This is a genomic window from Streptomyces sp. NPDC127106 (assembly GCF_042677605.1).
GTDB lineage: Bacteria > Actinomycetota > Actinomycetes > Streptomycetales > Streptomycetaceae > Streptomyces.
Genome location: NZ_JBHXTC010000033.1, coordinates 65,471 through 84,545 on the forward strand (window position 1 = coordinate 65,471; position 19,075 = coordinate 84,545).

A 19,075-nucleotide genomic window follows, 5' to 3' on the forward strand; every position below is an offset into this window, starting at 1 on the left:
CGCCCCACATCTGCTTCGCCTTGGTGGCGCCGTGCTCGTCTCGCGTCGCCTCGTGCGGCCCCCCCCCCCCCCCCTCGCCGCCCCCCGCGCCCCCCCCCCCCCACCGCGGTGACGGCCTTGTGCGCGGACCGGTGGCGCGAACCTCCCCCGATCGTGAGGACGGTCCAGGCGGGAAGCGCACGGATCAGCTCCGGATCGCATTCCGGCAGGTCGAGCACCTTTCGGGTCCAGGCCTCTCGAAGGTTGGGGGAGCCACCGAGCCTGCGCCGGAGATCGCCGCTGATGGCGAGCAGGGCGGCCCGGGGATCGGAGTGGCGGACCAGTACGTCGGCGAAGACGGGCTGGGAGCGGTAGGACCGTGATGCGAAGGCGAGCAGCGCCTTCTCGACCAGCGCGTCGTCGCCCTCGTGCCGCTCCAGGTAGTCGTTCAGCACTGCGTCCGCCGCGTCGGCGAGGTCGCGTACGGTGACACTGTCCGGATCGCCGAGCGCGGACGTGCGGGCAGCTGCCGACGGGTCGCCGATGATCCGCTCGATGGCGGACCACAGCTCTGCGAACTCCCGCTCGACGCTCACGGCGGCATGGTCGTAGGCGGCGCGGCCGCGCGCGTACGGATCCGGGCGGGAGTCCTTGAGGATCGCGCGCACACGGGCCTCCACCTCATCCGACACGGCGGGCAGGTGCACCAGCGTGGAGTGCACCCAGCGGAGGTCGCGAGGGGTCCGGTACCCCTTCTCCCCGTCGGGCTCCCACAGCATCAGCGCCGTGACGCCCGCCTCGGCGAAGCGCCGTCCCAGCGTGCTCAGCAGATCGGACGACGCGCGCCAGGTGTGGTGCCGTTCGCCGTAGCGGCTCTTGGCCTCGGCCGGGTTGAGGAGGTACCGCCAGGTGCTGCCTGCCGCGCTCGCGACCCAGCGACCGGCGGCCTGCACCCCGTAGCGGCGGAAGAAATCCTCCTCGGAGAAGAACCTCTCGACCTTCCGGGCGCGTTCGGCCGTCAGTGCGGCGAGATCGTCGGCGAAACGAGCGCGCACGTCCTGCTCCGAAGCGCCGTCCCGCAGCATCCGGCACACACGCGTGATCAGGACGGCGTCATGGAACCGCGCGAGGTCGTCGGCCGCGACTTCCTCCAGGAGGTCGGGCTCGACGTCCCACGGCAGGGTGCCGAGGAGGTGCATCCGGATCACGCGGTCGGCCGGCGTGCCGTGGGCCCAGTCGAGAAGCTGCCGATGGCGGACCGTGTGGCGGGAGACCACTCTTTCCCACATCGTCCCCCACGCCTCCTGCGCGGCGTCAAAAACATCAACTGCGGAGCCGTCGTCTTCGTCGCCGCCGACCTCCTCCCAGGTGGGCAGTCTGGGCAGCAGATCCAGAGCGGCGGCGAAGACGTCCTCGTGGAGGTCCGGCTGCCGCAGGACGATCTGAGCCTCCCCCGGCCCCGTGAGCAGCGCCGGTGTCATGGGCAGGCTGCGCGGTGCCCGCCGCCGCAGTTCGGCCACGATCCCACGGGCAACCGGCCCCGTGCAGCTCGCACGGCCGAGGCTGCCGAGCTGCGGCACGGTACAGCGGCGCAGGGCGTCCTGGCGCTGCTCGTCGGTACACGACGGGTGGCACAACGCCGCCGACGCCAGTTCCATGCACCGACCGAGGTGGTGGTGCTGCTCGCCGGCACGGTTCACATCGCGGTCGATGGCGGCTTGCAGCAGCCAGCCCGGGGCGCTCCTCCCGAGGGCGCCGTGCAGCAGCGTCACCGTCAAGTCGTCGCGTGCCGGGCCTTCCGGCATCGTGCGTATGAGCTCGACGGCCGCACGCGTCGGAGGCGCATCGGGACCGGCCACCTCGACGACGGCGCGCAGGAACTCGACAGGAAGCCCCGAACGCGGCTCCGACCCACTCATTGCATCCCCCATGAATTAGCGGTCTGAACACTCATCGTGCCGGACGGGTCTGACATCCGCCCGGCTGCCACCCGGAGGACGTGCTGCGCGACGTCGGCGCCGGTCCAGGGTGCGCATCGGCGTGATGACGAGTGGCTGACTCAAGGGCGGTGTGGTGGGCGGTGACCTCTGCGATCATGATCACGCGTCGGGGGGCCTGGCGCTGGAGGTTGCTGACAGGGGGAATCATGAGGTCATCACGCATTGCCGCTGCCACTGTGCTGCTGGGGCTGGTGTCACTTTCGGCGGGGTGCGGAACCAGCGCCGAGGCGGAGAAGTCCATCGCCGACGTCCGGGCATCGGTGGACCGAATCCGGGGCGAGATGGAACTGGAGTCCAAGGCGGTCGCTGCCCGTGACGCGAGGACCGAGGTTCAGAGCGTGCAGCTCGTGGCGCAGCTCGAAGCAGAGAACCTCAAGAAGTACGCATCCCGTGCCCCGGCCGAAACCCAGGACTTCGCAGATGCCGCGCAGACCTGGGCCGCGGCCGTGGCGACCTCACGTGCAGCGATTATCGGGCGAGCCCCGGAGGCCACGTCGACCGCAGCAATGCTGAATGTCCGGCTCAGTGCGAAGAAGATGGATGAAGAGGCCGAAGAGCTGGGCATCGAGCCCTGGTTGAAGCTGGTCGAGTACTGACCGACAGGACCGGCCGGGGCGGCCTCCCGTGGGCATTGGTCACTCCGGGCCGGAGCCGGGTCCGGGATGCCGTAGGGGGCTTCGTAAGATCAGCGGATGACAGCAGCACCCAAGCCAGCGGCCCGCGTCGAGCAGAAGTGGGGCTTCGGCATGGCCCCGATCAAGCCGAATGTGCAGGCGGAGCGCATCCGGGCAGCCCGTACCGTGCTTGCGACCCTGGTGGACGGTCGTACGGCTGCCCTGGGACGACTCGATGATCTCTCCGTGATCAAAGGCTTGTTCACCCGGACCTACAAGAAGGACCAGTGGGACTGGTTCACGGTGTGGAGCCAGCTCGGCTTTCCGCCCTACCGGACGGCCAGGGGCGTCTCCGGCGACCTACTGGCCCTGCGCAGGGCGATACAGGACTGCGACACCACGGCCACGGCTCGCCTGACCGCTGCGCTCGACGCTCGCGATCTGGTTGCGACGCTCCAGCGGTTCGTCGAAGGCACGCCCCTGCGCAAGCCGGACCACGGCTTCATCTACATCCTGTCGACACGGGAGATGCCGGGCATCCTCAAGGTGGGCTACACGGACCGGGACGTGGCGACACGGGCGAGGGAGATCAGCTCCTCGACCGGCGTCCCCATCCCGTACGGGGCACGAGGCGCTTGGATGGTTCCACACGCTCGCCGCGTGGAAAGCGATCTTCACGCGCTCCTTGCAGAGTATCGACTTCGGGGCGATCGCGAGTTCTTCAGCATGGACTACGCGCAGGCGGCCACGATCATCGACGCGTACGTCAAGACTCTATAGTCAGCTTCCCCCCCCCAGGGCTCCGCAGTAGCGGCTCCGCCGACTACGCTGCTGCGAGGTGGATCGGTGGTCGTGCTCTGCGCGCTACAGGCAGTCGCGCCGCTTGAAGATGACGTACAGGCTCACGCACACCACCGCCATCAGCAGGGTCGCGAAGGGGTAGCCGGCCGCCCACCTCAGCTCCGGCATGTCCTCGAAGTTCATGCCGTAGATGGTGCCGACCAGGGTCGGGGCGAAGAGGATGGCCGCCCAGGCGGAGATCTTCTTGAAGTCGTCGTCCTCCACGCGTTGACCTGCGCAGATCGCTGTATGAGGCGTGCTGACCTGCGGCGTTGCGTGTTTCCGACGCTTTCACGGTGACCCCGAATTGTGCGGTCGATTTTCCCCAGATTCTCCCCAGCTGTAGCTGGTTCTCGACAGTGTTTCCGCTGGTGAGGCGGCCTTCCTAGCGCCTTCTGGGTCGCTTCGCACGGTCGAGGCGGCTGCGTGTGGGCTGAGGAGGCGACTCACGGGCCCGGCGTACGTGTCACCTCTCGGTCTGCTGCCAGACGGAGGTGAGCGCCGTGACGGGGTTGCTGTCGGGGGGCGCGGCCGGCCACCAGCCGCCGTCGTCATCCTGGAGGTAGGGGTACCAGCGGGTGTCGGGGCCCAGGCGCACCTGGATGCCGTGGTCGGTGAGAGTGAGGCGGTTGCGCCAGGCCCTGAGGGCGACCGGCGTGGTGGTCATTTCGATGAGGGCCTCGGTCAGGGCGCTGCGGGCTGCTGTCATCGCCGTCGGGTCGGGGGTGTGGGGCTGTTCGGCGACGGCGATGCCGGATGGGCCGCCATACCGCCAGGCGCGGGTAAGGCGGGCGAACGCGGTCGGTTCGGCACCGGTGTTCTGGATCAGGCGGTGGAACCACTCGGGTCCGCAGTTGCTCGCGGCGATCCGTGCCGCGTCCTCGCGCTGGGTCAGGTGCAGGCTGGTGGTGTCGCCCGTGAGCAGCCGGGCAGCGCGTGCGGCGGTGTCCGTCATGAGGCGTTCGAGGTCCGCGGTGGACAGACCGGTGCCGGGTGGCGGGGCGGCGGAAAGGGCGGCGGTGCGGGGGGCCGGTTCGGGGAGCTCTGGAAGGGGTGGAGTGTGTTCGGCCAGGGCGGCCCAGGCCGCGTAGGCGCCGACGGCCGGGAGGCCGGCTGGGGCCGGTGGGGTGGAGGCCGCTCGGGCGGCCGCACGGCGGGCGCGCAGCTGGGCGAGGACCTCCTCACGTCCGCGGCCGCGCAGGGCGAACACCACGAATGGGTCAGCGTCGATGGTGGAAGCGATGGCGTAGCAGAGCGCGGCGGCATGTTTGCAGGGGTAGCCCCAGTCGGGACAGGAGCATTCGGGGTCGAGTTCGGTGGGCTGCGGGAGCAGGGGGACGCCGACGTGGCGGGCGTCCTCGACGAGTTCGGCGGGCATCTCGCCGTCGAGGAGTGCGGCGAGATGTCCGGCCCGGGCCGCGATGGTGTCGAGCAGGGTATCCCACTGGGCGTCGGTGAGGACGGGAAGGTGGACGGCGGAGCGGTAGGGGCGGGGCCTGCTGCCCCGGACGGCGGCTTCGACCTTGCCGTGGGCGATGGTGGTCGGGCCCACCATGCCCTGGCGGGCGTAGGTACGTCCCCGGGACAGGCGCCCCGCGTCCAAGGTGGAGTCCTCCAGGGCTGTCACCCATGCCTGGCCCCACCAGGTCGCGGCGAAAGCACGCCTGCCGCGGGCGGGCGTGCGGCGCGGGCCGGGGATCGAGGGGCTCATGCCTGCCTCCCCAGGGCGACCAGTTCGGCGAGATCGGCGTCGGACAGTTCGGTCAGAGCGGCCTCACCGGAGCTGACCACGGCGTCGGCGAGTGCGCGCTTGGCTTCGAGGAGCTTCGCCACCTTGTCCTCCACGGTCCCCTCGGCGAGGAGTTTGTGGACCTGGACGGGTTTGTCCTGGCCGATGCGGTAGGCGCGGTCGGTGGCCTGGTCCTCGACGGCCGGGTTCCACCAGCGGTCGTAGTGCACGACGTGGGTGGCGCGGGTGAGGTTGAGGCCGGTGCCCGCGGCTTTCAGAGAGAGCAGGAACACCGGCACCTCGCCGCGCTGGAAGCGGTCCACCATCTCCTCGCGCGCCGTGACGGGGGTGCCGCCGTGCAGGAAGAGGGTGGGGACACCTCGTTGCGCGAGGTGCTTCTCCAGCAGGTTCGCCATCTGTTTGTACTGGGTGAAGACCAACACCGACTCGCCTTCGGCGGTGATGGTGTCGACCAGTTCGTCGAGCAACGCCAGTTTGCCGGATCGGCCGTGCAGCAGTGTGGACTGGCGCAGGCTGTGCTCTTTCAGATATTGGGCGGGGTGGTTGCAGATCTGCTTCAGTGCGGTGAGGAGCTTCAGCACCAGGCCGCGTCGGGCGATTCCCTCGGCTCCGGCGATCTCCGCCATGGTTTCGCGGACGACCGCTTCGTACAAGCTTGCCTGCTCGGCCGTCAGCGGCACGACGCGGTCGGTCTCGGTCTTGGCGGGCAGTTCGGGCGCGATGCCCGGGTCGGACTTCCTGCGGCGCAGCAGGAACGGGCGGACGAGACGGGACAGACGCTCAGCGGCCTGCGGGTCCTCGCCCGACTCGATCGCGCGGGCGTGGCGGTCGCGGAAGGCGGCGAGGGGTCCGAGGAGCCCGGGGGTGGTCCAGTCGAGGAGCGCCCAGAGTTCGGAGAGGTTGTTCTCAACGGGGGTGCCGGTGAGGGCGACGCGGGCGCGGGCGGGCAGGGCGCGCAGCTCGCGGGCGGTGACGGCGTACGGGTTCTTGACGTGCTGGGCCTCGTCGGCGGCGATCAGCGACCAGGCGTTCTCGGCGAGGGTCTCCCGGTCGCGGCGCAGGACTCCGTAGGTGACCAGGACGATCTCGTCGTCGGCGAGGTCCTTCAGGTGGCGGTCGCCGCCATGGTAGCGGCGCACGGGGGTGGACGGTGCGAACCTGGCTGCCTCGCGCTGCCAGTTGCCCAACAGCGAGGCGGGGCAGACGACGAGTGCGGGGCCCGCGGTGGCGGGGTCGGTCTGGCGGTGCAGGTGCAGGGCGAGCAGGGTGATGGTCTTGCCCAGGCCCATGTCGTCGGCGAGACAGCCGCCGAGACCGAGCTCGCACATCTCGGCCAGCCAGGCGAGGCCCCGTTTCTGGTAGTCGCGCAGCGTGGCATTCAGTGCGGTGGGCTGCGGGGCGGGGGTGCGGGATTCAGGGTCGCGGATACGGGCGACGAGGTCGCCGAGCGCCCCGACCGCCGTGCAGCGAAAAGTCTCCCCGTCCCGCTCCGCTTCGCCCGTCAGCGCGGCGCCCAGCGCCTCCATGGGAGTGAGCGGTTCCATCCGGCGGCGCCTGGCGCGGGCCACCAGCTTCGGGTCGGCGACCACCCACTGGTCGCGCAGCCGGACGAGGGGGCGGCGCGTCTCCGCGAGGGCGTCCATCTCGGCCTCGGTGAGCGGGTCTCCGCCGAGCGAGAGCTGCCAGCGGAAGTCGAGGAGGGTGTTGGCGTCGAGCATGCCGCCCGCGCTGGAGCCGGGCGCGGTACGTTGCCCGATCTGCGCGGTCGCGGTGAGTGCGTTGACGAGCTCGCGCGGCCAGTGCACGTCGACACCGGCGGCGCGCAGCGTGTCGGTGGCGTCGCCCAGCAGGTCGAAGGCTTCGTCGTCGCTCAGCCGCAGCTGGTCCGGAGCAGCTTCCTTGAGCAGCCGGACGAGCGGTGGCCAGACGTGGGCGCCGCGGCGCAGTGCGAGCAGCGTCTCGGTTTCGGCGCGCGGGCCGAGCAGGCGCTCGGTCTCGGCCGGCGCGCTCCACAGCTGTGCGGCCTCCATGACGAGCGCTGGATCCGCAGCGGTGTGCAGCTGGAGGACGGCCCGGAACTGCCGGCGGCGCCCCTCGGGTGCGTCGACCCGCAGCGAGACCCGGACATCGGCGGTGAACGCGGCGGCGGTCTCCTCGGCCCACTCGTGCAGCGTGGGCACGGCACGCGTCTCGCGCCAGGCGTACGGCAGGGCTCCCATGGCGAGCGGAGCGGCGGGGGTACGGACCAGGGCGTCGGCGACCGCGTCGCAGAACCGGCGCACCAGCGCTGCCGGTTCGGCGATCCGCAGTGGGGCAGGACCTGGCTCCGGCAGGCAGTGGCCGTGGGGCGGGAAGGCGGCGGCGAGGGCGTCCAGCGTCCGACGCTGGGCAGCGGTGAAGGGGCCCGCCTGCCAGGTGTCGTAGCCGGCGGGGGTGAGGGCCGGGTGAAGTCGGCCGTCGGCGAGCAGCCGGAGCGCGAATCGGGCGGCGGCCTGCCAGGCGGCGGCGGACGGGTGCGGTGGCTGTGCCCCGGACAGCGCGGCGACAGCGAGGGCGACGGGCAGCGCGAAACCCTCCGCCTTGCGCCGTCTCACCGAGCGGCCGTGCGGCAACACGAGCTCCGCCGCCTCGGTCTCGATGCCCGCGGGTGCTGTGCCCCGGGCGGCGGCTGCCCCGGCGGGCTGCCAGAGCAGCAACCGGCCGAGGCGGGCGGGCTCGCTGGGCAGGAACACCGCCGCCCAGCCGTTGTCGAGCAGGCTCCGGGCCCAGGCAGCCGACTCCGGTGCGGCCAATGGCGGCACGCTCCCCCTGCCCGTGCCCGCCTCCCGTACGAGGACTCGTGCCACTCTCTTCGCCCCACCGTTCCAGGCGGTCTTCACCGCGTCTTCTTCCACCGTCAGGTTTCGGCGCTGCCGTCACCGGCGGGAGTGGGCCTTGTTTGCCGCGGTACGCATGCGTTTGGCCAGCCGCTTGTCGACGCCGCGCAGGCCCTCACCCAGTTCGGCGAGCACCTGGGCGGTGGCTGGATGCTCCACTCGCCACAGCTCGTCCACCCGCTGTTCGAGCGCCTTCGGCGCCACGTTCCAGTTCCTCAGGAAGCCCCGGGTCAGCTCCTCGCTCTCCTGAGCACCGGCGAGGATCGACAGGCCGTCGATGAGCAGCCACAGTCCGGCCTCCTCCGCCCGCGCCGGGTCCACACACGCTTCTGCCCCACGGCGTGCGCCCAGGGTTGTGGTGGCCACTTGGCGGCACCCCTCGATGTCGGAGTCCGCCGCCTTGCGCAGCACGCGCAGTACCCGCGGGTCGTCGAGGTCGGCCAGCACCAGTTGGGCCACGGCGCGCTTCGCCGCCGCCTCGGAGCCGTCTCCCGCGCATGCGTCGAGCAGCCCTACCGCGGCATCCGTCGCCGAACGGTGTGCCAGCCACCCTCCGACCTCCCGGCGCATCTCCTCGGGGGAGTAGCCCAGGAGCCCCTGGAGCAGAGCGTCGGCGTCGGCTTCGGCGTACTCACCGAGCAACGGCGCGGGGACACCGCACTCCATCAGGTACGCGCGGAGCCCGTAGCGGCCGAGTGGGGTGAGCCGCATGCGGTGCCCGCGCTGGTCGTCCCACGACCGGGCCGACGCCGCCGTCGAGGTTCCCGAACCGCCGCCCAGCTCCTTTTCGGCCATGGCGTCCAGGAGTGTGCGCAGATTCTCCTCGGCCGAATCGACACAGTCACCGGGCTCGTACTCCACCGCGCCCAGCAGGGCGAGTCCTTCCCCGAGCTCCTGGAAGGACGCCGCGAACAGCGCCTGGAAGAGATCGAACTCCGGCCCGTTCTCACCCGCCTCGAGGGCCTTCGCACGCAGGCCGTCGACATCCACCCAGGCGTCGTCCGGGGCGTCGTACAGCAGGCCGACCAGCCCGTCGGCGATCTCGGCCGTCAGCTCGCCCAGCTCACCGTGCCACCCGTCCAGCAACCCCGTCTCGCCGATCTCCTCCAGCAGATCGCCCATCGTGGCGGCCCAGAACTCAAGGAGGCCCTCACCGGTGAAGTCGGTTGCAGTGCCACCTCGAGCGCGGCCCCCGCTGATCGTGATCAACCCGCCGTCCACGGCGAGCCACCACGGGTCATCGAGTACGGCCACGTCTTTGGCGCTGCGCAGCGACTTCAACGCACGACGCCGCGCGACGGCATCGGCATACGGCGAGTCGTCGCCGGCCAGCTTCCACAGCTGGAGCTCCTCGACGGCCTCACGGGCGAGCGCGGGCCGAAGCACCCGGCCGGCGGTGACCTGCCGTCCCTCGCGGCACCAGACGGCGAGCCGCAGCGCAGCGTCGAAGAGCGGAACACCCCGCACAGCGGCGACAAGGTCCTCCCGCGGAGCCAGCGTCACCGGGCGCAGCACAGGCACATCCTCGGCCGGTCCGTCGACTCCGGCATCGACCGGATCGACCACCCCGCACTGACCGCAGGTACACAACGCCACGTCCTCGGCGGTCAGCCGACGGACACGGCCGCGCCCGGCCCCATCGCCGGTCGGCGGCTTCGCATTGCCGGACACGGTGTCCGGCGTCAGCCGGGCCAGCCGCGCGGTGATCCCGTCCCGGTCGAAGGCCGCAGGATCGTATCCGGCCGCCCGCAGCTCGGCGACAAGCTCACCGCACGGGCCATCCCCGGCCCCGCCCGGGGTGTCGAGACACTCCAGCACCTCGGCCAGCCCCCACACGCCGCCGATGTCCTCGGCCGGCACGTCGGCGCGACGCCCGCCGACGCAGCGCACCGTCCGCTCCGCGCCGACCGGGCGCGGCAGTGTCTTCTCCAGCGTGATCCCGTGCTCCCAGTCGTCACCGAAGTCGTAGACGTAGCGCAGCCGTGCCTTCTCCTCGGCCAGTACGTCGCCGAGCGCGATGACGTCCTCGTCGCCGACCCCGTGGCCGAAGCCGAGATCCATGCCGGTGAGTCGGGCCGCATCGCCGTACCCCCGGCCGAACTCGTCGGTGAAGAGATGCAGATGGCCACCGTGCCACCCGAAGGCGACCTGGATGGCGTCGTGCAGCGTCCCGAGCGAGGTATCGGACGGCAGCACGAGGCGCCGCCACAGGGGCGGTCTTGTGCCGTGCAGCACGATCTTCAGCTGGAGATCGGACGGGGCCGTCTTCCCGTCTCGCTGCATCTGCTGCTCCTACCGCACCGGGGCCACTCGAACGGCCCCATCATGACGCTGCCGGTGTGCCCGGCTCAAACCCGGTTGCGGCGGCCACCGTCCTTCTGGGAACACACGGTCCAGACGCCGCCCGCAGCGGATATCCTCCGCCCTCGCGGCCTTTCACGGAGCGGCACAGGCGCTCGGGAGCCCGTGGTCCTACCGGCCTCGGCTGTCGCAGCCCTCGACATGCGCGGACGCGGCGCGATGCCGGGTTTCGTAGCCCGTCCGGATGTCCGAGCCGCACGAGGTTCGAAGTCGACCCCCGTCTTCCCGTCGGCGTAGTCGAATGGAACGGCCATCGCAGTGGCGAGTGCGTCGGGGAACTGTCGGTCATCGGTGGGCTTCACAGGGACAGGCTAGACAGGGGGTCGGACATCGACGCCCCACGGGCAAGGTTGTTGGACGACTGCCGGTTTGCAGTCGTCGGGGGAGACAGGACAGGCCTGGTCGCGACAACGGGTGGCACGGCATCTGCTGTGCCACCCGTTGTCGTTACCCTCCGCAACCGCGTGCCGTCGGGTGGCCGGCGGTGTTGGAGGGCCGGCCTCAAGGTGCGGGGGAGCGCCCGGCATGGCATGGGCGGGCTGCGGATTCTCCCCAGGGAGCCCTGAGGGCCATCTTCTTGCGTTCGCAAGAGCTAAGTTGATTAATGGTGCTGCTGTGCAGGCTACAGCCAGTCACGTTTCTTGAAGATGACGTACAGGCTCACGCACACCACCGCCATCAGCAGGATCGCGAAGGGATAGCCGGCCGCCCACTTGAGCTCCGGCATGACCTCGAAGTTCATGCCGTAGATGGTTCCCACGAGTGTGGGTGCGAAGAGAATGGCCGCCCAGGAGGAGATCTTCTTGATCTCCTCGTTCTGTTCGAAGCCGGCTCCGGCCAGGGCTCGCATCTCGGCGTTCTGCTGTTGGGAGACCAGGGTTGCGTTGACCGTGAGGATCTCGGTCAAGGCCTGGCGGAAGCCGTCCACGCGTTCGCTGGTGTGGGTGACGTGGTCGGCGACGTCGCGGAGGTAGCGCTGGAGTTCCTCCTCCGTGCCGTATTTCGCGAAGCCCGCCATCAGGCCGTGGAGCATGGCCACCAGGGGGCGGGTGGCGCGCTGGAACTCGACCATCTCGCGGGAGAGTTCGTAGATGCGCCGGGAGACCTCCGGGTCGCCGCGGAACACCTCGGTCTCGATCTCGTCCATGTCGTTCTGGACGCCCTCGACGACGGGGGCGTAGCCGTCGACCACCGCGTCGAGGATGGCGTACAGGGCGGCCTCCGGGCCGAGGGAGAGGAGTTCGGGGGTGCCCTCCATGCGGCGGCGTACCGCGGGGAGGTCGGGGGCTGCGCCGTGCCGGACCGTGATCAGGAAGTCCGGGCCGACGAAGATGTGGAGCTCGCTGAACTCGACCTCCTCCGGGGCGTCCAGGTAGCGGGCGGCGCGCAGGACGACGAAGAGGGTCTCGCCGTAGCGCTCCAGCTTGGGGCGCTGGTGGGCTTCGAGGGCGTCCTCGACGGCCAGCTCGTGGAGCTTGAACTCGTCGGCGAGGGAGTGGAGTTCGGTCTCGGTGGGGCGGTGCAGGCCGATCCAGGCCATGCGGCCGGGCTGCTCGCGCAGTTGACGGAAGGTTTCTGCGAGTGTGGTGGGGGATGCCACGCGTCTGCCTTCGCGGTAGACCGCGGAGTCGATCACGCTGCGGTGGTCGCCGGGCGTCTCGGACGGTGGCGCGGCAGGCGGGGGCGTGGCGCGGCGCCACGGGGGGCGGCGGTCTGGGCGCTCCGGCATCGCAGGTCAGCTCCCGGGTCGGTGCAGTGGATTTCGTGCGTACTGTTCTGTGGCCTTATTGCGGACAGAACGTGTCCGCGATGGGGGATAGCTTGCTGTCATGGCCTCCAGGACGACGCACCCCGTACTCGACACCCGTTCACTGAACCGTGCCACGCTCGCCCGGCAGCTACTCCTCAGCCGCGCCGAGATGCCCGCGTTGGACGCCGTCGCGCACCTGCTCGGGCTCCAGGCGCAGAACGTGAAACCGCCGTACTTCCAGCTGCACGCACGGCTCGCCGGGTTCCGGCCCGACGCGCTCGCCGGGCTGATGGAATCCCGCCGGGTGGTCCGGATGGTCACCCTGCGCTCCACCCTCCACACCCACACCGCCGAGGACGCGCTCACCCTGCGGCCCCTCGTGCAGGCACCCCGCGACCGGGAGCTGGGGAACTTTCGCAAGGGCCTCGTCGGCGTGCACCTCGAACGGCTCACCGAGCTCGCCCGGGGGTTCGTCGAGGCCGAGCCGCGCACCATGGCGGAGATCCGGGAGGAGCTGCTGAAGCACTGGCCCGATGCCGAGCCGCAGGCCCTGTCCGTCGCCGCGCGCTGCCTGCTGCCGCTCGTCCAGGTCACGCCGCGCGGGGTGTGGGGGCGCAGCGGGCAGGTACGGCTCACCACCGTCGAGCGCTGGCTCGGTGACACCCCGGCGGAAACCGCAGGGTCCGGAACGGGCGTGGAGGGGCTCGTGGTGCGGTACCTGCGTGCGTTCGGGCCCGCCTCCGTCAAGGACATGCAGGTGTGGGCCGGGCTCACCCGTCTGCGGGAATCCTTCGAGCGGCTGCGGCCGCGGCTCGCCACCTTCCGCGACGCGAACGGCGTAGAGCTGTTCGACCTGCCCGACGCGCCCCGGCCGCCGGCGGACACCCCGGCGCCGCCCCGCTTCCTGCCCGAGTTCGACAACATCCTGCTCTCGCACGCCGACCGCACCCGGGTGGTTCCCGCCGGCCTCAAGGGCCGTACCTGGACGGGCAATCAGGCGCACTGCACCCTCCTCCTCGACGGGTTCCTCGCCGGCCTGTGGCGTCTGGACGAGGACGGCGGCCGGCTCACGGTCGAGCTCTTCGGCAGGGCCACCCGGCAGGAGAAGGACGCCGTCGTGGCCGAAGGGGAGCGGCTCGTCACCGACATGGCCGCCGGCGCGGGCGGGACGGGCTCCGTCCGCTTCGGGTCAATCCACGGCTGACCCGGCTCTGGTGGGGCGTGCGGCCCACACGGCACGATGCCCCTCATGACGCACAACACCGTCGAGAATGCAGGGGCGGCGGCCGGGAGCGGCGCCACCGCCGGATTCCGTGCCGCACGGGACTTCCTCCTCGCCCACCGCGAGGACTACGAGGGCGCCCGCGCCGGATTCGGCTGGCCGCGGCCCGAGCGGTTCAACTGGGCCGAGGACTGGTTCGACCACCTCGCCCACGGCGACGCCGGCACCGCCGACGCCCTCCGCATCGCCGAGGAGGACGGCACCAGCCGCAGCCTCTCCTTCCGGGAACTGTCCGAACGCTCCTGCTCCGCCGCCAACTGGCTGCGCGAACAAGGTGTCGCGGCCGGCGACCGGGTCCTCGTCATGCTCGGCAACCAGCGCGAACTGTGGGAGGTCATGCTCGGTGCGATGCGGCTGCGCGCCGTCGTCATCCCCGCCACCCCGCTGCTCGGCCCCGCCGACCTGCGCGACCGCATCGAGCGCGGCCACGTGCGCCACGTCATCGTGCGCGCCGAGGACACGGGCAAGTTCGACGGGGTCCCGGGCAACTACACCAGGATCGCCGCCGGCCCGCAGGTGCCCACCGGCTGGCGGCGCCTGGCGGACATGTACCGGGCCGACCCGGCCTTCACTCCGGACGGCGAGACCCCGGCCGACGACCCGCTGATGCTGTACTTCACCTCCGGGACGACCGCCCGCCCCAAGCTCGTCGAGCACACGCACGCCTCGTACCCGATCGGGCACCTCTCCACCATGTACTGGCTGGGGCTGCAGCCAGGCGACGTGCACCTCAACATCGCCTCGCCCGGCTGGGCCAAGCACGCGTGGTCCAACCTCTTCGCCCCGTGGAACGCCGGCGCCACCGCCTTCGTGTACAACTACACCCGCTTCGACGCGGAGCGGCTGATGGCGGAGATGGACCGGCACGGCGTGACCACCTTCTGCGCCCCGCCCACCGTGTGGCGGATGCTGATCCAGTCCGACCTCGGCAAGCTGCGCACCCCGCCGCGCGAGGCGGTCGCCGCCGGCGAACCCCTGAACCCCGAGGTCATCGAGAAGGTCCGCGACGCGTGGGGCGTCACCATCCGCGACGGGTTCGGCCAGACCGAGACCACCCTCCAGATCGGCAACTTCCCCGGGGCACGGGTGAAGCCCGGCTCGATGGGGCGGCCCGCGCCCGGCTACGAGATCGTTCTCCTCGACCCGGTCACCGGCAAGGTCTCCCCGGACGAGGGCGAGGTCTGCGTGGACCTCGGCCCGCGCCCGGCCGGGGTGATGACCGGCTACCGCGACGACGCGGAGCGCACCGCCGAGGCCATGGCGGACGGGCTCTACCGCACGGGCGACATCGCCGCGCGGGACGCGGACGGCTACCTCACCTACGTCGGGCGCTCCGACGACGTCTTCAAGGCCTCCGACTACAAGATCAGCCCGTTCGAGCTGGAGAGCGCGCTGCTGGAGCACGCGGCCGTGGCGGAGGCGGCCGTCGTACCGGCCCCGGACCCCCTGCGGCTGGCCGTTCCGAAGGCGTACGTCGCCCTCGCCGCAGGCTGGGAGCCCGGGCCGGAGACGGCGCGGGCGCTGTTCGCGCACTCCCGCGCGGTGCTCTCCCCGTACAAGCGGATCCGCCGCATCGAGTTCGCGGAGCTCCCGAAGACCGTGTCCGGCAAGATCCGCCGGGTGGAGCTGCGGGAGCTCACCGCGGCGGGCTCGGGAGCGGAGTACGACGAGGCCGACCTGGGCTGACGGCTGACGCCCGGGGCGGGCGGATCAGCACCGGCCCGTACGCACGTACACGAGGACGTACGCACGTACGGGCCGACGGGCCGACGGGTGGCCGGCGGCTATGCGGGCAGGTGCGCCTCGATCGCGGCGATGACCTCGGCGGACTCGGGCTCGACCCGCGGACGGAACCGCGCGACGACCTCGCCGGCGGGGGAGACCAGGAACTTCTCGAAGTTCCACTGGATGTCGCCCGCCTCGCCGTCGGCGTCCGGGGCCTTCACCAGCTCCCGGTACAGCGGGTGCCGGTTCTCTCCGTTGACCTCGGACTTCTCCAGCATCGGGAAGGTCACGCCGAAACCGGCCGCGCAGAACGTCTGGATGTCCTCGGCGGTGCCGGGCTCCTGCTCGCCGAACTGGTTGCAGGGCACGCCGATGACGGTGAATCCGCGCTCCTCGTACTTGAACTGCAGGCGGGCCAGTCCCGAGTACTGGGGGGTGAGCCCGCACTGCGAGGCGGTGTTCACCAGCAGGATGGCCTTGCCCCGGTGGGCCCCGAGGGTGGTGGGCTCGTCGGACAGGGTGGTCAGCGGGATGTCGTACAGGCTCATCGGGCTCTCCTCGGCAGGGCGGGGCAGGTCACGGCCAGCGGATATCGCCTCCGAGCCTACGTCCTGGCCGGAGGGGGACCGGGTCAGGCCCCCGCGGCGACGAGTGCGTCCGCGGGGTCGTTGAGCGGCTGGGGCGCGCCCGTGAGGTCCATGACGAAGAGCGGTATGCGCAGCTCGTCGGCGCGGGTGCGGGCCTCCTGCGTGTATCCGGCGAGCGCGAAGTAGACGCTGGTCGCCGACACCGTCAGCCCGTTCAGCCAGACGCACTCCACCGCCCGCAGCCCAGCCGGCGCGGTGGTCGGGTCCACCTGGGCGACGAGGCCGGGGGCCCGCAGGTCCACGGCTGCCGTGGGGACGGGCCGGCCGTCGGGTTGGCGGACGTCCCGGAAGCCGAGCCAGCGCAGGTAGAGCGCGGCCGTGGCCACCGCGTCCCGGGCGGTGCGGATGGTCATCGGGCGGAAGGCCGGCCGCGGCGCCCGCGGCGCCGGTGCTGCGCCTCCCGGCTGCGTTGCTCCTCCGGGCCGCGCGGCTTCTTCGGGCTGCTGCGGGCCGTACGGGCCCGCCGGACCGGTGGCCCGCAGCGGGTCGGCGGCCGACGGGGATCCGACGGCGGGCGGGGAGCCGGCCGCCGCCCCGGGGGCCTCGGCGGGGATGTTCGCCGCCGCGCGGAAGTCCGCCGCGCGGGAGTCCGCCGCGCGGGAGTCCGGCGACCGGCGGTCCGTCGACCGGAAGCCGGCGTCGGGGAGGTCCCTGCCACTGCCACTGCCACTGCCCCTGCCCCTGTCCCCGGAGCCGGAAGCCCGCCCATCCGCCGCCTCCGGGGCATCAGCCGGTCCCAGCGGCCCCAGCGGCCCCAGCGGCTCCCCCGGCCCCACCGGCTCCACAGGATGCACCGGAACCCGGACCACCGTTCCGCACGAGCCGCAGCCCACCTCGGGCTGCGGCCACTCGCTCACCAGCCCGCAGACCCCGCACCGCGCCGCCACCCACGAGTCCGACCAGGTCCGGTGCGTCAGCGGCACGGGCGGCGCCGTCAGGTCCAGCGGCAGGGCGGCCGGGCTCCCGCAGGCGCAGGGGAAGACCGGGGCGGCGTAACTGCTCTCGCGCAGGCACACCGGGCAGCGCACCGGCACCGCTTCCGTCATGGACCCCCGACCCCCTCCGTCGCTGTACGTGGATCCATGCTCCACCACCTGCGACCGCCGCCGCGAGGGCGTCGGCGATTTTCCGCCCGGCAGGGGGTCGTTTGTGCAACTCGCGCCCTCAGGGCGCGGCTTTTGGTGGGTTCCGGGGTGCCGGACCGCCTTGACGCGCGCGGAGCCGACACTTAGCTTGTTTCGCATAGCAGAATATGACTTCCGCATTGCGGAAACAGTCTGACCGCCAGACCGCCAGGAGTACTCGATGCCCCGTATGACAGCCGCTGCCGCCGCCGTGGAGATCCTCAAGCGCGAGGGTGTCGCGCAAGCGTTCGGCGTGCCCGGCGCTGCGATCAACCCGTTCTACCGAGAGCTCAAGAACGTGGGCGGCATCAACCACACCCTCGCCCGCCACGTCGAGGGCGCCTCGCACATGGCCGAGGGCTACACCCGGGCCAAGGCGGGCAACATCGGTGTCTGCATCGGTACCTCCGGTCCCGCCGGCACCGACATGATCACCGGCCTGTACTCCGCGATCGCGGACTCCATCCCGATCCTCTGCATCACCGGTCAGGCCCCGGTCTCGAAGCTCCACAAGGAGGACTTCCAGGCCGTCGACATCGCGGCGATCGCAAAGCCCGTCACCAAGGCCGCGACCACCGTCCTCGAAGCCGCGCAGGTCCCCGGCGTCTTCCAGCAGGCGTTCCACCTGATGCGCTCCGGTCGCCCCGGCCCGGTCCTGATCGACCTCCCGATCGACGTCCAGCTGACCGAGATCGACTTCGACCCCGAGACCTACGAGCCGCTGCCGGTCTACAAGCCGTCCGCGACCCGCGCCCAGATCGAGAAGGCGATCCGGTTCCTGCTGGAGTCCGAGCGTCCGCTGATCGTCGCCGGTGGCGGCATCATCAACGCCGACGCCTCCGACCTGCTGGTCGAGTTCGCCGAGCTGACGGGCGTCCCGGTCATCTCCACCCTGATGGGCTGGGGCACCATCCCGGACGACCACGAGCTGGCCGCCGGCATGGTCGGGGTCCAGACCGCCCACCGCTACGGCAACGCGACATTCCTCGAGTCGGACTTCGTCCTGGGCATCGGCAACCGCTGGGCCAACCGCCACACCGGTTACAACATGGACGCCTACACCAAGGGCCGCACGTTCGTCCACGTCGACATCGAGCCGACCCAGATCGGCAAGATCTTCGCGCCGGACTACGGCATCGCCTCCGACGCCAAGGCCGCGCTGGAGCTGTTCATCGAGGTCGCCCGGGAGCTCAAGGCCGAGGGCAGGCTGCCGGACTTCTCCGCCTGGGCTGCCTCCGCGCAGGAGCGCAAGGCCACCCTCCAGCGCCGCACGCACTTCGAGAACATCCCGATGAAGCCGCAGCGCGTCTACGAGGAGATGAACAAGGCCTTCGGCCCGGAGACCCGCTACGTCACCACCATCGGCCTCTCCCAGATCGCCGCCGCGCAGTTCCTGCACGTCTACAAGCCGCGCCACTGGATCAACTGCGGCCAGGCCGGCCCGCTCGGCTGGACCATCCCGGCCGCCATCGGTGCTGCGACCGCGGACCCGCAGACCCCGATCGTCGCCCTCTCTGGCGACTACGACTTCCAGTTCATGATCGAGGAGCTGGCGGTCGCCGCCCAGCACAAGGTGCCCTACGTCCACGTCCTCGTGAACAACGCCTACCTGGGCCTGATCCGTCAGGCGCAGGGCAACCTGGGCATCAACTTCGAGGTCAACCTCGAATTCGAGAACATCAACGCCCCGGAGCTCGGCGGCTACGGCGTCGACCACGTCAAGGTCGCCGAGGGCCTGGGCGTCAAGGCCATCCGCGTCACCGACCCGGAGCAGCTGGGCGAGGCCTTCGAGCAGGCCAAGAAGCTGGCCGTCGAGCACCAGGTCCCGGTCGTCGTCGAGGCGATCCTGGAGCGCATCACGAACATCGCGATGAGCAAGACCGTCGACATGAGCGACGTCACCGAGTTCGAGGAACTGGCCACCGAGCCCGGCCACGCCCCGACCGCGATCAAGGCCCTCAAGGTCTGATCGTCCCCGTCCTTCACCGGACGGTCGGGCAAGGAACGGCACGCGAACGGCCCCCGCCCGCTTGGGTTCAAGGGGTCGTCGCAACACCACTTGGTTTCAGGTGGTGAGTAGATCACGTAGAGGGGGGGGGGGGGGGGGGGGGCGGCGCGGGGGGGGGG

General features: G+C 71.3%; 12 protein-coding genes and 1 pseudogene. 5 read left to right on the forward strand and 8 right to left on the reverse strand.

Annotation, left to right across the window (positions count from 1 at the left end):
• Positions 1 to 1,898 (reverse strand): hypothetical protein (locus tag ACFVGY_RS24955; protein WP_385680891.1); only part of this gene is annotated, 1,898 nt, incomplete at its 3' end.
• A 227-nt stretch (positions 1,899 to 2,125) separates the two neighbouring features.
• Here ACFVGY_RS24955 and ACFVGY_RS24960 point away from each other — a divergent pair.
• Positions 2,126 to 2,575 (forward strand): hypothetical protein, encoded by a 450-nt coding sequence (locus ACFVGY_RS24960; protein ID WP_385680892.1) that lies wholly within the window; start codon positions 2,126 to 2,128, stop codon positions 2,573 to 2,575.
• A gap of 96 nt (positions 2,576 to 2,671) precedes the next feature.
• On the forward strand, positions 2,672 to 3,373 hold the full coding sequence (locus ACFVGY_RS24965; protein WP_385680894.1) for a GIY-YIG nuclease family protein: 702 nt from the start codon (positions 2,672 to 2,674) through the stop codon (positions 3,371 to 3,373).
• Between the two features lie 84 nt (positions 3,374 to 3,457).
• Here the strand turns inward: ACFVGY_RS24965 and ACFVGY_RS24970 are convergent.
• The 5 genes and pseudogenes from ACFVGY_RS24970 to ACFVGY_RS24990 form a co-directional block, all read right to left on the reverse strand.
• Positions 3,458 to 3,643 (reverse strand): annotated as a pseudogene (locus ACFVGY_RS24970) (CorA family divalent cation transporter); the annotation flags it as partial.
• Positions 3,644 to 3,899: 256 nt separating this feature from the next.
• Entirely contained in the window at positions 3,900 to 5,144 is a 1,245-nt protein-coding gene (locus ACFVGY_RS24975) for an SWIM zinc finger family protein (RefSeq protein ID WP_385680896.1), read from the reverse strand.
• A complete protein-coding gene (locus tag ACFVGY_RS24980) occupies positions 5,141 to 7,975 on the reverse strand; it encodes a DEAD/DEAH box helicase (protein ID WP_385680898.1) in 2,835 nt (944 codons plus the stop codon). The genes ACFVGY_RS24975 and ACFVGY_RS24980 overlap by 4 nt, the downstream gene beginning before the upstream one ends.
• Positions 7,976 to 8,098: 123 nt before the next feature.
• The gene (locus ACFVGY_RS24985; RefSeq protein ID WP_385680900.1) at positions 8,099 to 10,342 is read right to left on the reverse strand and encodes a plasmid pRiA4b ORF-3 family protein; all 2,244 of its coding nucleotides are present in this window, start codon (positions 10,340 to 10,342) and stop codon (positions 8,099 to 8,101) included.
• A 700-nt stretch (positions 10,343 to 11,042) separates the two neighbouring features.
• The gene (locus ACFVGY_RS24990; protein ID WP_385680901.1) at positions 11,043 to 12,149 is read right to left on the reverse strand and encodes a magnesium and cobalt transport protein CorA; all 1,107 of its coding nucleotides are present in this window, start codon (positions 12,147 to 12,149) and stop codon (positions 11,043 to 11,045) included.
• Between the two features lie 100 nt (positions 12,150 to 12,249).
• Here ACFVGY_RS24990 and ACFVGY_RS24995 point away from each other — a divergent pair, with 100 nt between their 5' ends.
• Both ACFVGY_RS24995 and ACFVGY_RS25000 read left to right on the forward strand, forming a co-directional pair.
• Complete coding sequence (locus ACFVGY_RS24995; protein ID WP_385680903.1) at positions 12,250 to 13,374, forward strand: winged helix DNA-binding domain-containing protein; 1,125 nt, start codon at positions 12,250 to 12,252, stop codon at positions 13,372 to 13,374.
• Between the two features lie 45 nt (positions 13,375 to 13,419).
• Positions 13,420 to 15,138, forward strand: a complete 1,719-nt coding sequence (locus ACFVGY_RS25000; protein WP_385680905.1) for an AMP-binding protein — start codon at positions 13,420 to 13,422, stop codon at positions 15,136 to 15,138.
• A gap of 98 nt (positions 15,139 to 15,236) precedes the next feature.
• Here ACFVGY_RS25000 and ACFVGY_RS25005 read toward each other — a convergent pair whose 3' ends face one another.
• Both ACFVGY_RS25005 and ACFVGY_RS25010 read right to left on the reverse strand, forming a co-directional pair.
• Positions 15,237 to 15,725 (reverse strand): glutathione peroxidase, encoded by a 489-nt coding sequence (locus ACFVGY_RS25005; RefSeq protein ID WP_385680907.1) that lies wholly within the window; start codon positions 15,723 to 15,725, stop codon positions 15,237 to 15,239.
• Positions 15,726 to 15,808: 83 nt separating this feature from the next.
• Positions 15,809 to 16,711, reverse strand: a complete 903-nt coding sequence (locus ACFVGY_RS25010) for a hypothetical protein (protein ID WP_385680927.1) — start codon at positions 16,709 to 16,711, stop codon at positions 15,809 to 15,811.
• A 418-nt stretch (positions 16,712 to 17,129) separates the two neighbouring features.
• Here ACFVGY_RS25010 and gcl point away from each other — a divergent pair, with 418 nt between their 5' ends.
• The gene (gene gcl, locus ACFVGY_RS25015; RefSeq protein WP_385680909.1) at positions 17,130 to 18,917 is read left to right on the forward strand and encodes a glyoxylate carboligase; all 1,788 of its coding nucleotides are present in this window, start codon (positions 17,130 to 17,132) and stop codon (positions 18,915 to 18,917) included.
• Positions 18,918 to 19,075 lie beyond the last annotated feature (158 nt).